The 15,719-nt window shown below is 31.7% G+C and carries 13 protein-coding genes, 1 tRNA gene, 1 other RNA gene and 1 other annotated feature; all 15 genes read left to right on the top strand.

Annotated elements, in window-relative coordinates:
• Window positions 1–5: 5 nt before the first annotated feature.
• The 15 genes from LEBU_RS09435 to rpoB all read left to right on the top strand — a co-directional run bounded on the left by LEBU_RS09435 (window position 6) and on the right by rpoB (window position 15,714).
• Window positions 6–965: an alpha/beta hydrolase gene (locus LEBU_RS09435; protein ID WP_015770107.1), complete on the top strand. Its 960-nt coding sequence runs from the start codon at window positions 6–8 to the stop codon at window positions 963–965.
• Between the two features lie 97 nt (window positions 966–1,062).
• Entirely contained in the window at window positions 1,063–2,391 is a 1,329-nt protein-coding gene (locus LEBU_RS09430; protein ID WP_015770106.1) for an MFS transporter, read from the top strand.
• 45 nt (window positions 2,392–2,436) lie between these two features.
• Window positions 2,437–3,261, top strand: coding sequence for a transketolase (locus LEBU_RS09425; RefSeq protein WP_015770105.1), 825 nt, complete (start codon window positions 2,437–2,439; stop codon window positions 3,259–3,261).
• 198 nt (window positions 3,262–3,459) lie between these two features.
• Entirely contained in the window at window positions 3,460–4,386 is a 927-nt protein-coding gene (locus LEBU_RS09420) for a transketolase family protein (protein ID WP_015770104.1), read from the top strand.
• Window positions 4,387–4,427: 41 nt separating this feature from the next.
• An RNA gene (gene rnpB / locus LEBU_RS11635) (RNase P RNA component class A) lies at window positions 4,428–4,775 on the top strand.
• A gap of 365 nt (window positions 4,776–5,140) precedes the next feature.
• On the top strand, window positions 5,141–7,405 hold the full coding sequence (gene glgP, locus LEBU_RS09415) for a glycogen/starch/alpha-glucan family phosphorylase (RefSeq protein ID WP_015770103.1): 2,265 nt from the start codon (window positions 5,141–5,143) through the stop codon (window positions 7,403–7,405).
• 380 nt (window positions 7,406–7,785) lie between these two features.
• Complete coding sequence (gene rpmG, locus LEBU_RS09410; protein ID WP_006807173.1) at window positions 7,786–7,935, top strand: 50S ribosomal protein L33; 150 nt, start codon at window positions 7,786–7,788, stop codon at window positions 7,933–7,935.
• Between the two features lie 16 nt (window positions 7,936–7,951).
• Window positions 7,952–8,027, top strand: a tRNA-Trp gene (locus LEBU_RS09405).
• Between the two features lie 207 nt (window positions 8,028–8,234).
• Entirely contained in the window at window positions 8,235–8,450 is a 216-nt protein-coding gene (secE, locus tag LEBU_RS09400) for a preprotein translocase subunit SecE (protein ID WP_015770102.1), read from the top strand.
• Window position 8,451: 1 nt separating this feature from the next.
• Window positions 8,452–9,075, top strand: coding sequence for a transcription termination/antitermination protein NusG (gene nusG / locus LEBU_RS09395; RefSeq protein WP_015770101.1), 624 nt, complete (start codon window positions 8,452–8,454; stop codon window positions 9,073–9,075).
• A gap of 130 nt (window positions 9,076–9,205) precedes the next feature.
• Window positions 9,206–9,631, top strand: coding sequence for a 50S ribosomal protein L11 (gene rplK, locus LEBU_RS09390; RefSeq protein ID WP_015770100.1), 426 nt, complete (start codon window positions 9,206–9,208; stop codon window positions 9,629–9,631).
• 110 nt (window positions 9,632–9,741) lie between these two features.
• The gene (gene rplA / locus LEBU_RS09385) at window positions 9,742–10,449 is read left to right on the top strand and encodes a 50S ribosomal protein L1 (RefSeq protein ID WP_015770099.1); all 708 of its coding nucleotides are present in this window, start codon (window positions 9,742–9,744) and stop codon (window positions 10,447–10,449) included.
• A 130-nt stretch (window positions 10,450–10,579) separates the two neighbouring features.
• Window positions 10,580–10,748: a sequence feature (ribosomal protein L10 leader region), on the top strand.
• A gap of 11 nt (window positions 10,749–10,759) precedes the next feature.
• Window positions 10,760–11,275, top strand: a complete 516-nt coding sequence (gene rplJ / locus LEBU_RS09380) for a 50S ribosomal protein L10 (protein WP_015770098.1) — start codon at window positions 10,760–10,762, stop codon at window positions 11,273–11,275.
• 83 nt (window positions 11,276–11,358) lie between these two features.
• A complete protein-coding gene (rplL, locus tag LEBU_RS09375; RefSeq protein ID WP_015770097.1) occupies window positions 11,359–11,730 on the top strand; it encodes a 50S ribosomal protein L7/L12 in 372 nt (123 codons plus the stop codon).
• 537 nt (window positions 11,731–12,267) lie between these two features.
• Window positions 12,268–15,714: a DNA-directed RNA polymerase subunit beta gene (gene rpoB, locus LEBU_RS09370; RefSeq protein ID WP_015770096.1), complete on the top strand. Its 3,447-nt coding sequence runs from the start codon at window positions 12,268–12,270 to the stop codon at window positions 15,712–15,714.
• The last annotated feature ends 5 nt before the right edge of the window (window positions 15,715–15,719 follow it).

The raw sequence follows: 15,719 nt of genomic DNA, 5'->3' as shown, positions 1-15,719 counted from the left end.
GGATTATGGGAATGGAGTTGTTGATAGCGATTAATGTGCTGTTTATGATATTTTTCTTTGTGATAGCATATATGTCGATACGGTATTTTATTAATCAGATTGAGAAATATCCGAGAGTTACATTTGAAGAGGTGTACAATAGTAAAAAATTAAGACAGAAATATAATATTGAAGATAATAAGGCAAATCCTTATGATTACGGGTATAATTTTAAGGAAGTGGCTTATAAATCTGGGAAAATTCAGCTTTATGGATGGCTTATTGAGAATAAGGAAGCGGAAAAGACTATGATTATTTCACATGGACGTGGCGTGAATAGATTGTCGTCGTTGCAATATTTGGAAATGTTTAAGGATATTGGACTTGACAAGGAATATAGTTTTTTTATTCCAGATTTGAGAAATTCTGGAAAGTCTGATGTAGCTAGGACTAAAATGGGATACTGCTTTGGTCAGGATATTTTTCATACGATGGAAATGCTGAATGAAAAGTTTGGGAAAAATAATTTTACGTTGTATGGATTTTCGCAAGGGGGAATAGGTTCTGCGATTGCTTCTAAAATGTATGTGAAGGCACTTAGGAAAAAAGGGATTGTTGTCGATAAACTGATTTTGGACAGTTCGATTTCAAATATAAGAAAAAGGATTAAGGAAGATGCAAAAAAACGTCGAGTTCCTAAATTTATCGTAAGTGTTATTGTAAGAATTTTTAATTTAAGAGTCGGAAGCCATCTTGATAAATTAAGATTGTCATATTTATTAAAAAGAATACCAACATTGATTATTCAGTCTAAAAGTGATAAAGCTACGACCTATGGAATGCTAATGGAAGAGTATAATGAACTTGCACAAAATGATAATATTAAATTAAAAGTTTTTGAAAAAGGTTCGCACACTAGAATTTATGCTGATCCTGAATGTAAAGATGAATATGCTGAGGCAGTAAAAGAGTTTTTAACAAATTAAAGTGATAAAAACTGAATAACTATAAAGTTTGAAGATACAAGTTATAACTTTTAGGTTTGTTTTAAGCAATATAAAAAACAGAAAGGTAGAAAATTTAATGAGTTCAAGATTAACAAAAAAAAGTTACATAATTTACGGGCTTGGGGTTTCATATTTTATGATTGACCAGATTTATAATCAATGGCTGTCGTATTACTATTTACCGCCTGAAACGGAGAAAAATTTAGTTCCGTTGTTAAAGCCGCAGTATTTAGTTCTAGCATTTATTTTTGCGAGGATTATTGATGCAATATCAGATCCTGTTGTAGGATTTTTATCAGACAATTCCAAATCACGTTTTGGAAAAAGGTCAATATTTATGCTAATTGGAGGATTGCCGCTTGGACTTCTTACAATTATGTATTTTTATCCAATTAAAAGTTCGCAGATGGCGACACTTATTTATTTGTCAATTGTTGGAGGGCTATACTTTACGGCATACACTTTAGTTGCAGCACCGTATAACGCTCTAATTCCAGATTTGGCTTCAAATAAGGAAGAAAGGCTTAACCTTTCTACAATGCAGTCAACTTTTAGGCTCATATTTACTGGGGTTGCGATGGTTCTGCCGGGTATTTTGATTTCAAAATTGGGGGTAGTAAATGGAGTGCTGAATACAGAAGTTGGAATACGTAAAACAGTAATTTTGATTACAATATTGTCAGTTTTAGGGATTTATGCGTGTATATTTTTCCTAAAGGAAAAGCAGCTTACACAAAATCGTCCTAAGACTGAATCGCTTGGGTTTATGAAATCAATTTCACATTTGAAGGATAAGGAAATTATTTTGTATTTTTTAGGATACTTCTTTTTCTTTTGCGGATTTAACATACTTCGTGGAGATTTGACATATTATTTGAGCGCTGTAATGCAAAAGGATATTAAATATTTGACTGTGATATCAGTTGTGCTATTTGGAATGGCGGGGCTATTTTTTCCAATTACAAACAAGTTTGGGAAAAAGTATTCGTATAAGAAAATATTGATTGTGGATATGCTGCTTTTAATAATCGGTACTTTTGGTCTATTGTTTATTAATAAAAATAATTCAATTTTTGCATATTTACTTTTTGTAATTTGTGGAACAGGATTAAGTGGTGCAGCGTTTATTTTCCCACAGGCAATGCTTAGTGAAATTTCTGCAAAACTGTCAGAAACTAAAAAAGTAAGTTTGGAAGGCTTTATGTTTGGAATACAGGGAATGTTTCTAAAATTGGCATTTCTAGTGCAGCAAGTTGTTCAGTCAACTTTACTTGTTGTGGGGAATCAGAATGTTCAGAATGGCGTGAAAGGTGCAACTGAAGTTGGAGTTAAAGTGACACTTGTCGTGGCGTTAGTTCTGTTTGGCGTTTCACTGTTTTTCTATAATTTGAAAAAAGAGGATTAATTTTAGTTAATTATTGATATTTATAAATAAAAAATGGAGGTTTTTATGAAAATTGAAGATTTGCAAAAAGAGGCAAAAACATTGAGAAAAGATATTATTGAAATGATTTACAGGGCAAAATCAGGACATCCGGGAGGATCACTTTCGATTGCTGATATTCTGGCTGTACTTTACTGGAAAGAAATGAATGTTGACCCAAAAAATCCAAAAATGGAAAACAGAGATAGATTAGTTCTTAGTAAAGGTCATGCTGCTCCTGCACTGTATGCGGCTTTGATAGAAAAAGGATTTTTAGGAGATGAAGGGAAAAATCTTATTCCAACACTTAGAAAATGGCATTCTCCGCTTCAAGGGCATCCTGACATGAAAAAACTGGCTGGAGTTGAAATGTCAACAGGTTCACTTGGTCAAGGATTATCTGCGGCAAATGGAATGGCTTTGAGTGCAAAAATTTACAATAACGATTTCAGAGTTTATATAATTTTAGGAGATGGAGAATTGCAGGAAGGTCAAGTTTGGGAAGCGGTTATGACCGCGGCACATTACAAACTTGACAATCTTGTAGCAATAGTTGATTATAACAACTTACAGATTGACGGGAAAGTTTCGGATGTAATGGATGTCGCTCCGATTGGAGAAAAATTTAAGGCATTTAACTGGAGTGTAATTGAAATTGACGGTCATAATTATGAAGAGATTATAAATGCTCTTGATACAGCAAAAACTGTAAAAGGAAAACCAACAGTTATTGTTGCAAATACTGCAAAAGGTAAAGGTGTTTCATTTATGGAGAATAATCCTGGATTTCATGGAATGGCTCCGAATGAGGAAGAATACAAGAAGGCAATGGAAGAATTGAAGGAAGATTAGAATTTAGAGATAAGTTAAACAAAATAAAAAAGAACAGTTGTAAAAGTAAAAAGTATAGAAACAGTATTTATGTAGTAAGGGGTTTGATTCCTCGTCAGAAAGTAAAAAAACAAGAAAAATCAAAATTGAAAAATGCTGTATTATTTATAAACTTTTATAAATGACTGAATATCAATATAAAAATAGGAGAATATGAGAATGGAAAAAAAATCAACTAGAGTGGCTTACGGAGAAGCGTTAGTTAAATTGGGAAAAATGAATGAGGACATAGTAGTATTAGAAGCAGATTTGTCAAAATCAACAATGACTGCATATTTTCAAAAGGAATTTCCAGAAAGACATATAAATTTAGGAATTGCGGAAGCTGATATGATTGTTACAGCTGCAGGATTTGCAACAACAGGGAAAATAGCTTTTGCATCAACTTTTGCTCATTTTGCCGCAGGTCGTGCTTTTGATCAAATCAGAAATTCAGTAGCATATCCACAATTAAATGTAAAAATTTGCCCAACTCACGCAGGAATTTCGCTGGGAGAAGATGGAGGCTCACACCAGTCAGTTGAAGATGTGGCTTTAATGCGTGCAATTCCGGGAATGGTCGTATTATCTCCAGCAGATGCGGTTGAAACGGAAAAAATGATTTTTGCTGTAGCTGAATATGAAGGACCTGTTTATGTAAGATTGGGAAGATTGAATATTCCAGTATTATTTGATGAAAATTATAAGTTTGAAATAGGAAAAGCAGTGACTTTGAGAGAAGGAAATGATGTGGCAATTTTAGCAACAGGACTTATGGTTTTAGAAGCCCTTGAGGCTACAAAATTATTGGAAGAAAAAGGTGTAAAGGCAAGAGTAATCAATGTTTCTACAATAAAACCTTTAGATAAAGAAACTGTTTTGAAAGCTGCAAAAGAATGTAAGTTTATTGTAACAAGTGAAGAACATTCTGTAATTGGAGGGCTTGGAAGCGCGGTTTCAGAATATTTGTCAGAAGTTCACCCAACAAAAGTGATAAAACACGGAATACAGGATATTTTTGGACAAAGTGCGGACGGAGAAACTATGCTTACGAATTACGGGCTTAGAGCGAAGGATATTGCAGAAACAGTTTTGAAAAATCTATAAATTAAATTGACAAAAATAGAGAAAAAATGATACTATAAATTCAGGTTTTGGAGTTAATCGCTTGAAAATTTATTTTTAAGAGGAAAGTCTGGACTTTGCAGGGCAAGGGAGGCAGCTAACGGCTGCTGGGAGAAATCTTAAGGAAAGTGCCACAGAAAATAAACCGCCTGTTCTTTCAGGTAAGGGTGAAAAGGTAGTGTAAGAGACTACCAGTAATTTAAGGAATTAAATTAGCTAGGTAAACCCCTCTCAAAGCAAGGGCAAGCAGAAAGCTGTTAAGAGGCGGCCCGTCTTGGCTTGATTGGTAGCTCGCTAAAATCCGTAAGTAATTATTGATTTAGATAAATGATTAATGAATACAGAATCCGGCTTATACCAAAGCCTATGAAACTCAGAAAATTTTCTGAGTTTTTTTATTTATTTTGAAAAAGTTCTATTTTTATTTTAAGAAAATCTTATTTACAGTTTTTTACAATTGTTCTAATGAGTTTAAATTTTATTGAATACAAAAGTCAAAGGAAGTAGATGTTAATTATATTTTTTCTAGGTTTTGAAAGCATTTACGTAAATGTCTTGACAAATTAAAAAAATAGTTATATAATATGCCCGCATAGTAAAACAACTTTAAAATTGGATACAAAAAATTAAAACTATTCTATTTGAGTTATTAAGTTTAATGCTTTTAGTATTCCAATTTTGAAGTAGTTTAATAACAAAAATTATAAAACAAATTTGAAAGGAAACAATTAAAATAGTGAACTACAATTTTACAGATTTTTTACAAAAAAGAAATGAAAAAAAAATAAGTGAAATGACAAATCAAGAAATTTACTATAAATTACTTGAATATGTTAAAGAAAGAGCAGATGAAAAAACTGCAAATAATTCTAAAAAGAAAATATACTACATTTCTGCAGAATTTTTAATTGGGAAATTATTGTCAAATAATTTGATTAATTTAGGAATTTATAAAGAAGTTAGGGAAGAATTAAAGGCGGCAGGGAAAAACTTAAGCCACGTTGAAGAAGTGGAAACTGAACCTTCATTAGGAAACGGTGGACTTGGAAGACTTGCTTCATGCTTTATTGATTCAATGTCAACTTTAGGAATCAATGGAGAAGGAGTTGGACTTAACTATCACTGCGGACTGTTCAAACAAGTTTTCAAAAACAATGAGCAAAAAGCTGAGGCAAACTACTGGATAGAAGACCAAAGCTGGCTAAGAGATACAAATATTGGATATGAAGTGAAATTCAAAAACTTCAGTTTACATTCAAAATTAAAAAGAATTGATATTTTAGGGTATGAAAAAGATACAAAAAATTACTTGAATTTATTCGATATTGAAAGTATTGACTACAATTTAATAGAAAATGGAATATCATTCGATGAAGAAAATGTTGAAAAAAATTTAACATTATTCCTATATCCTGACGACAGTACAAAAAAAGGGGAATTGTTACGTATCTACCAACAATATTTCATGGTATCAAATGCGGCAAGATTGATTATTGCTGAAGCAACTGAAAAAGGAAGCAATATTCACGATTTAGCAGATTATGCATTTGTTCAAATTAACGATACACACCCAAGTATGGTAATTCCTGAATTAATCCGTATTATGACAGAAGAGCATAATATTTCTTTTGAAGAAGCAACAGAAATTGTAACAAAAATGACAGGATATACAAATCATACAATTTTGGCAGAAGCATTGGAAAAATGGCCTCTAGACTATCTTGAAGAAGTTGTGCCGAACATTGTTGAAATTATAAAAAAATTGGATAAAGTTATAAAAGCTAAATATTCAGATGAAAAAGTACAAATTATTGATGGACAAAACAGAGTTCACATGGCAAATATGGATATTCATTTTTCTTCAAGTGTAAACGGAGTTGCTTATTTGCATACTGAAATCTTGAAAAATAGTGAACTTAAAGAATTTTATGAAATTTATCCAAACAAATTTAATAATAAAACAAATGGTATTACATTCAGAAGATGGCTTGAAAGTTGTAACGAAGACTTGGCAGATTACTTGAAAGAATTAATTGGTACAGGATACTTGACAGATGCTGAAAATCTAAAAGAACTTTTAAAATATGTTGATGATAAAAATGTTTATGAAAAATTATCACAAATCAAACACGAAAATAAAATTAAATTGAAAAAATACTTACAGCATACACAAGGAATCGTTATTGATGAAAACAGTATCATTGATACTCAAATTAAGAGATTCCACGAATATAAACGTCAACAAATGAACGCTTTGTATGTAATTAAAAAATATTTAGACATTAAAAATGGAAAATTACCAGAAAGAAAGATAACAGTATTATTTGGTGGAAAAGCTGCGCCAGCCTACATCATTGCTCAAGACATAATCCACTTAATACTTTGTCTATCGGAAATAATAAACAATGACCCAGAAGTAAACAAATACTTAAATGTTTACCTAGTTGAAAACTACAATGTAGGATTAGCTGAAAAAATTATTCCAGCAACAGATATTTCTGAGCAAATCTCACTTGCCTCAAAAGAAGCCAGTGGAACTGGAAATATGAAATTTATGCTAAATGGAGCATTGACTCTTGGAACAATGGATGGAGCAAATGTGGAGATTCACGAACTTGTAGGTGACGATAATATCTATATTTTCGGAAAAAACAGTGATGATATAATAGAATTATACGAAACTTCAGGTTATGTTTCAAAAGATTACTACACTCAAGATGGAATAAAAGAAGTAGTTGATTTCATAACTTCTGATGAATTAATAAAAGTAGGAAACAAAGAAAGATTGGAAAGACTTCAAAATGAACTTATAAATAAAGACTGGTTTATGACATTAATAGACTTTGAAGATTACTACAACACAAAAGAAAGAATGTTTAAAGACTACGAAAATAAAGACTTGTGGTACAAAAAAGTAATAAACAACATAGCAAAAGCAGGATTCTTCTCATCAGACAGAACAATCGCACAATATGAAAATGAAATCTGGAAAACTAAATAAATTTTATAAGACGGGGATTTAATGTCCTCGTTTTTATATTTTAAAAGATAAGTTAAATGGGATTTAGTATTAGATTATTTTATTTAATATCGATTTTTACTATTTTTATTAGTTTTTCTTTTTTTATACATAAGGAAAGTATATTTACATTTTTTTACAATATCATTAATGCCAAAAAAAGTTTGATTTGTCAAAATAACAGAATCTAGAAGGAAAAACGATGGTTCTTTGAGTGTTGCACTTGATTATACAATACACCGTAAAAAAACTTAAAAAAAAAGTAAAGAAAATAGTATTGACAAAAAAAGAGGAATATGATATTATTAATAAGCTAGTTTATTCTGGTAATACCAATATTTTATTGGGAGGGATAGAAAACAATGAGAGTACAAGTTATTTTAGAATGCACTGAAACTAAGTTGAGACATTATGTTACAACTAAAAATAAAAAAACTCATCCTGAAAGATTAGAAATGAGAAAATACAATCCAGTGCTTAAAAGACATTCTCTTTACAGAGAAGTTAAATAATCTCATAAAAATAGATAGGTCAGTAGTTCAATTGGTAGAGCGTCGGTCTCCAAAACCGAAAGTTGCGGGTTCGATTCCTGCCTGGCCTGCCATTTTATTTTATGAGAATTTTTTTTAAAAAGAAATCAATTTTAATTTTTCTACATTGCATTAGAATATTTATAACCTTAAGTTGTGAGAAAATAAAGCTAATGTTGGAAATAACGTGTTTGTAATAAAAAATTGATTTTGAGTATGGTTTAAAAATAAGTAGAAGTTTAAGGATTCAGAAAATTCTTGAATGATTCTAGGAGAAAATTATGAGTAAATTTAATTTAAAAGAAGCTTTTGGAAATTTACGTGAAGAATATAAAAAAATATACTGGCCGGATAAAATTGAAGTTTATCATGTTACCGTAATTGTAATTTTGATGACAGCTTTTATAGCTATATATACACTTCTTTTTGATACGGCATTTAATTTTGTGTTAGCAAAAATAAGTGAAGTTTTAAAAAATCTTATAGGAGGCGCGTAAAGTGACTGAAACAAAGGAAAAAGTAGAAAATGAAATTATATATGAAAAAAAATGGTATATAATTCATACTTATTCTGGCTATGAAAAAAAAGTTGCGGCTGATTTGGAAAAAAGAATAGAGTCGCTAGATTTGACAGATAAAGTTTTTAGAATTTTAGTTCCAGAAGAAGAAGTTCTGGAAGAAAAACGTGGAAAACAAGTAAAAGTTTCAAGAAAGCTTTTTCCAAGTTATGTAATGATAGAAATGCTTTCTGTTAAGGAAGAAAATGAGTTAGGATTGGGATACCGTGTTGATAGTGATGCTTGGTATGTAATTAGAAATACAAACGGAGTAACTGGATTTGTTGGAGTTGGAAGTGATCCAATACCGTTATCTGATGAAGAAGCTTCAAATTTACTAGCTAAAATTGGAATTGATGTTGAAGGGGAAACTTCTCCGAGAATTGATATTGATTTTAAAGTTGGTGAAGTTGTTGAAGTAAAAGGTGGATCTTTTGATGGACAACAAGGTGAAATCGCAGAAATCGACTATGAACATGGAAAAGTAAAAGTAATGCTTGAAGTTTTAGGACGTTTGACTCCAGTAGAAGTTGAACATACTGAAATAGCAAAAATAGACTATTAAGAGTCTAAAAAAGGATAAATAAAGATAAAAAATAAACAAGAAGTATTATTAAAGAATAATAATTAGCGAAATTTTAATTTGAAGAAAAAGTGGGAGATTTAACAAATTCAATTACCACAGAGGAGGAAAAATGGCTAAAGAAGTAATCGGAAAGATTAAATTACAATTAGAAGCAGGGAAAGCGAATCCTGCACCACCAGTAGGGCCTGCATTGGGGCAACATGGAGTAAATATTGCAGAATTCTGTAAATCATTTAACGCACAAACACAAGATAAGATGGGATTTGTGATTCCAGTAGAAATTACTGTTTATGCAGATAGAAGTTTTACATTCGTTTTAAAAACACCACCTGCATCAGATTTATTAAAAAAAGCAGCTAAAGTTCAAAAAGGTGCTGGAAACTCTATAAAAGAAGTTGCTGGAACTATAACTAAAGCTCAATTACAAGAAATTGCAGAAACTAAAATGCCAGATTTAAACGCTGGAACAGTTGAAGCAGCTATGAACATTATTGCAGGAACTGCAAGAAGTATGGGAATTAAAATTTCTGAATAATTAAAGTTATTCAAATTTTAAAAGTTGAATAAATAAAAAATAAAATTTAAATGATTTAGAATAAGTGGGAGATTTAGTAAATTCAATTACCACAGAGGAGGAAATAATAAATGGCAAAAAGAGGAAAAAGATATAACGACATTTCTCAAAAAGTAGATAAAATGAAAGTTTATACACCAGAAGAAGCATTAGAATTAGTTTTCGATACTAAAAGTGCTAAATTTGTTGAAACAGTAGAATTAGCAGTAAGATTAGGAGTAGATCCAAGACACGCTGATCAACAAGTAAGAGGTACAGTTTCATTACCAAATGGAACAGGAAAAACTGTAAGAATATTAGCTATTACAAGTGGAGAAAATATTGATAAAGCATTAGCTGCAGGAGCAGATTTTGCGGGAGACGACGAATACATCAACAAAATTCAAAATGGATGGCTAGATTTTGATTTAGTAATCGCTACGCCTGATATGATGCCTAAATTAGGAAGATTAGGAAGAATTTTAGGAACTAAAGGATTAATGCCTAACCCTAAATCAGGAACAGTTACAACAAATATTGAACAAACAATTCAAGAATTTAAAAAAGGAAAAGTTGCGTTTAAAGTTGATAAATTAGGATCAATTCACTTACCAATCGGTAAAGTTGATTTCACAAAAGAAGCTATCGTAGAAAACTTCAAAGTTGCATTAGACCAAATTATCAAATTAAAACCAGCTGCTTCAAAAGGACAATATTTAAGAACAGTTGCAATCTCATTAACTATGGGACCTGGAATCAAAGTTGATCCATTATTGGCTGGAGCATTTGTAGCTAAATAATAAAATAATCTAGTAAATTATATTTTGCCGAGTAGATTTTCTATTCGGTAATTTATAATAAAAATACAAATTTTTTAAAAGGTACTTGCAATTTTTAAAAAGTTATTGTATAATAATACATATTAGTTTATATAAACTAAATAAATAACCAAAGACAGTAGGTAGAATATAAATTCTTTAAACCCTACCGAGGTGAAATATTATTGCAAATAGATATTAAAATTAAATAATAGATATTTTATAATAGTATGATACCTCTGGGCTTATTGTTTTTGTTTCAGAGGTTTTTATTATGAGGAGGTGAAACAAATTGCCAGCACAAGCAAAATTAGAAGCGGTAAAAGGTTTAGTTGAAAAATTAAAAGAGGCTAAAGCAGTAGTATTTGTTGATTATAAAGGAATCAGCGTTAATGAAGATACTGAACTTCGTAAAAATGCTAGAGAAGCAGGAGTAGAATATTTCGTTGCTAAAAACAGATTGTTTAAGATAGCGTTGAAGGAAGCAGGATTTGATACAAATGTTGATGATTTATTAGAAGGAACTACATCGTTTGCATTAGGATATGAAGATGGAGTTGCACCATCTAAATTAATCTTTGATTTTGGAAAAAAATTAAAAGATAAATTGACAATTAAAGGTGGATTATTAGAATCTGAAAGAGTTGACGTGTCAACTGTGGAAGCATTGGCTAAATTACCATCAAGAGACGAATTACTTGGTCAAATTGCTTACGGATTGTTGTCGCCAGTTAGAATGTTGGCTGTTGCATTGACAAATGTTGCAGAACAAAAAGAAACTGGAGAACCAGCAGTAGCTGCAGAGTAATCGTTTGAAATAAACTATTTAAAAATAAAAAATAAACTAAAATAATAAAAATAAATTTAAGAAAATTAGGAGGAAATAAAATAATGGCATTTAATAAAGAACAATTTATAGAAGATTTAAAAGCTATGTCTGTATTAGAATTAAAAGAAGTAGTTGAAGCTATTGAAGAAACATTTGGAGTATCAGCTCAACCAGTGGCAGTTGCAGGAGGTGCAGCAGCAGGAGGTGCAGCAGCTGAAGAAAAAACTGAATTCGACGTAATCTTAGTATCTCCAGGAGGAGCTAAATTAGCAGTAATTAAAGAAGTAAGAGGAATTACAGGATTAGGACTTAAAGAAGCTAAAGAATTAGTTGAAGCTGGTGGAAAAGCAGTTAAAGAAGGAGTTTCTAAAGAAGAAGCTGAAGCTGTTAAAGCTCAATTAGAAGGTGCAGGAGCAACTGTAGAATTAAAATAGTAAAAAAACAACAAATCAATAGTAAAGACACTCTTAAATTTCGTAGAGAGTGTCTTTTTCCACTATAAAATTTAGAAAAAGGATTATTCTTTTTTGTATTAATTTTTATAAGTTAAAATTATTCATAGTCATAGTAATAAAATTGAACTTATATTTTAAAGAGGTGATTAGTATAATTAAAATTTAAGGCTAAATACAGGGTTTAAATATCCAAAATAACACTATTTTAGTCTATTTTTTAAGTTATGGAATAATAGAAATATAGTTTGTATATAAAATTATGGATAAATTTTAAATTATTTTCTTAAATAGTTGATGACACTGTTTAAGTTCACATATTAATTAACCAATTTTAAAGCCGACTCGAAAGTTGCGACTATTTTACTCAAGCAGCAAAACTGTTTGATTTTTAATAGTTTGATTTAAAGCAGTTTGAGTATAATAACAAATCGAAATTATGAGAACATTTTTTATTACAAATTTAATTTGAAATTGAATAAATAAAGAATATGTTCTTTATAGGGAGGAATTTTTTAAATGAACAAACTTATTGAAAGATATAGTTTCGGAAAAATAGTAGATAGAGGGGAAATGCCGCATTTTTTGGAATTTCAGTTAAATTCATATGAAGATTTTTTGCAGACAAAAGTGCCGCCTCAAAAAAGAGAAAATAAAGGTTTTGAAGCAATCTTTAATGAAATTTTTCCAATCGAATCCAGTAATGGATTATTAAAATTAGAATATTTATGGTATGAAATTCACGATAATGATGAGCCTTTAAATGATGAATTAGAGTGTAAAAAAAGAGGTAAAACATATTCTGGTCAATTAAAAGTTAGACTAAAATTAACTAACAAAAGGACAGGAGAAATTCAGGAAACATTAGTTCATTTCGGAGATATACCACTTATGACCGATAAAGCGACGTTTATTATAAATGGTGCTGAAAGAGTCGTTATTTCTCAATTGCACAGATCACCAGGAATTACTTTTAACAAGGAATTGAATATTCAGACAGGAAAAGATGTGTTCATTGGGAAAATCATCCCTTATAAAGGAACATGGCTTGAATTTGAAACTGATAAAAATGATATTTTAAATGTAAAAATTGATAGAAGAAAGAAAGTTTTATTACCTGTATTTTTAAAAGCAGTGGATTTTTTTCCAAATAATGCAGAAATTATGAATCACTTTTTTGAAGAAAAAGAAGTTGAAGTGTCAGAACTTTATGAAAAATATAGAGATACTGAGCTGGAAGAAGTTTTACGTTCAAGATTAGAAGGAAGTTTTGTAAAAGAAGATATTTTAGATGAAGAAACTGGGGAATTTGTGGCGGAAGCTGAAGAAATTATTGATATGCCAGTTATCCAGAGAATAATTGATGCAAAAGTGCCTGTACTTAGTATCTGGGAAGTAAAACCTGAAGATAGAATTATTGCTAATGCTTTGGTTCATGATAGTACAAAAAACAGTGATGAGGCTGTTATAGAAGTGTTTAGAAAATTGCGTCCAGGAGACTTGGTAACTGTGGACAGTGCCAGATCGCTTGTTAAGCAGATGTTCTTTAATCCACAAAGATATGATTTGGCAGATGTCGGAAGATATAAAGTCAACAAAAGATTGAAACTGGATGTGCCAGCGGATGTAATCGTATTGACAAAAGAGGATGTTTTACAGACTATTGAATATGTAAAAAATCTTGTAAGTGGGGAAGGATTTACAGATGATATTGACAACTTGTCAAATAGACGTGTAAGAGGTGTTGGAGAGCTGCTTTCCATCCAAATAAAAGGTGGGATGCTTAAAATGTCTAAAATGGTCAGAGAAAAAATGACAATTCAAGATATCACAACATTGACACCACAAAGTTTATTAAATACAAAACCATTAAATGCTTTAATTCTTGAGTTTTTTGGAAGTGGACAGCTATCACAATTTATGGATCAGTCTAATCCGTTATCAGAATTGACTCATAAGAGAAGAATTTCAGCATTAGGACCAGGGGGACTTTCTAGAGATAGAGCAGGATTTGAGGTGCGTGACGTTCATAATTCACATTACGGAAGAATTTGTCCAATAGAAACTCCAGAGGGACCAAATATCGGACTTATCGCTTCTCTTTCGACTTATGGAAAAGTTAATAAATACGGATTTATTGAAACTCCGTTTGTAAAAATAAACGATGGAAAAGCTGATTTTAATGATATTAGATATTTAGCGGCTGATGAAGAGGAAGGACTGTTTATCGCACAGGCTGATACTCCTATTGACAAAGATGGGAACTTCTTGACTGATGAAGTTGTGTGCCGTTACGGAGATGAAATTGTGCATATTGATAAGTCAAAAGTTGACATTCTGGATGTGTCGCCTAAACAGCTAGTATCTGTTTCAGCAGGATTAATTCCATTCTTGGAACATGATGATGCCAATCGTGCGTTAATGGGGTCAAATATGCAGCGTCAAGCTGTACCATTATTAAAAACTCAGGCTCCTTATGTAGGAACTGGGCTTGAAAGAAAAGTTGCTGTGGATTCAGGGGCAGTTATTACTTCAAAAGCAACTGGAACTGTAACTTTTGTAGACGCAAGAAAAATTATTGTAACAGATGAGGATGGAAAAGATTATTATCATAGATTATTAAACTTTGAAAAATCTAACCAATCAATGTGCTTACATCAAAAGCCAATCATTGATTTGGGAGATAAAGTTAAAAAAGGTGATATTATTGCAGATGGACCGTCTACTGCAGGTGGAGATTTGGCGTTAGGTAAAAATATCCTGCTGGCATTTATGCCTTGGGAAGGGTATAACTTTGAGGATGGTATCCTTATTTCTGAAAGACTTAGAAAAGATGATGTGTTCACATCAATTCATATTGAGGAATTTGACATTGAGGCAAGAACTACAAAATTAGGTGATGAGGAAATTACAAGGGAAATTCCTAATGTTTCTGAAGAAGCCTTGAGAAATCTTGATGAAAATGGAATTATAAGAATAGGGGCTCACGTAACTCCTGATGATATTCTTGTTGGAAAAGTAACTCCTAAAGGAGAAACTGAACCACCAGCAGAAGAAAAATTACTGCGTGCAATCTTTGGGGAAAAGGCAAAAGATGTAAGAGATACTTCATTAAGACTTCCACATGGAGTAAAAGGTACTGTTGTGGATGTGCTTGAATTATCTAAGGAAAATGGAGATGACCTAAAAGCTGGAGTAAACAAACTAATCAGAATTTATATTGCAGAAAAAAGAAAAATAATGGTTGGGGATAAAATGTCTGGACGTCATGGAAACAAAGGGGTAATTTCAAGAGTATTGCCAGTCGAAGATATGCCGCATTTAGAAAATGGAACACCGATAGATGTTTGTCTTAACCCACTTGGAGTGCCATCACGTATGAATATCGGACAGGTTTTGGAAGTACATTTGGGACTTGCAATCGGAGATATTGACAAATATATTGCAACACCAGTATTTGATGGAGCAAGTGAAGAGGATGTTAAAAATTACTTGGAAGAAGCTGGATACAGCAGAACTGGTAAAGTAAAACTGATTGACGGAAGAACTGGACAGCCATTTGACAACCCAGTAACAGTTGGACGTATGTATATGTTAAAACTTCACCACTTGGTAGAGGACAAAATGCACGCCAGAGCAATCGGACCGTACTCACTTGTCACTCAGCAGCCACTTGGAGGAAAAGCTCAATTTGGTGGACAAAGACTTGGGGAAATGGAAGTTTGGGCATTGGAAGCCTACGGTGCATCAAATATCCTTCAAGAAATGCTTACAGTTAAATCAGACGACATCAGCGGAAGAACAAAAACTTATGAAGCTATCGTAAAAGGACAGGCAATGCCAGAAGCAGACGCTCCAGAATCATTTAGAGTATTAATTAAGGAATTCCAGTCACTTGGGCTAGATGTTGCTCTTTATGATAAAGATGGGGAACAAATTGAATTAGATAAGAATGTAGATGCTTAATGAAA

Source organism: Leptotrichia buccalis C-1013-b, from assembly GCF_000023905.1.
Lineage (GTDB): Bacteria > Fusobacteriota > Fusobacteriia > Fusobacteriales > Leptotrichiaceae > Leptotrichia > Leptotrichia buccalis.
The sequence above is the reverse complement of the archived record's forward strand: the minus strand, read 5'-3'. Positions and strand labels throughout refer to the sequence as shown.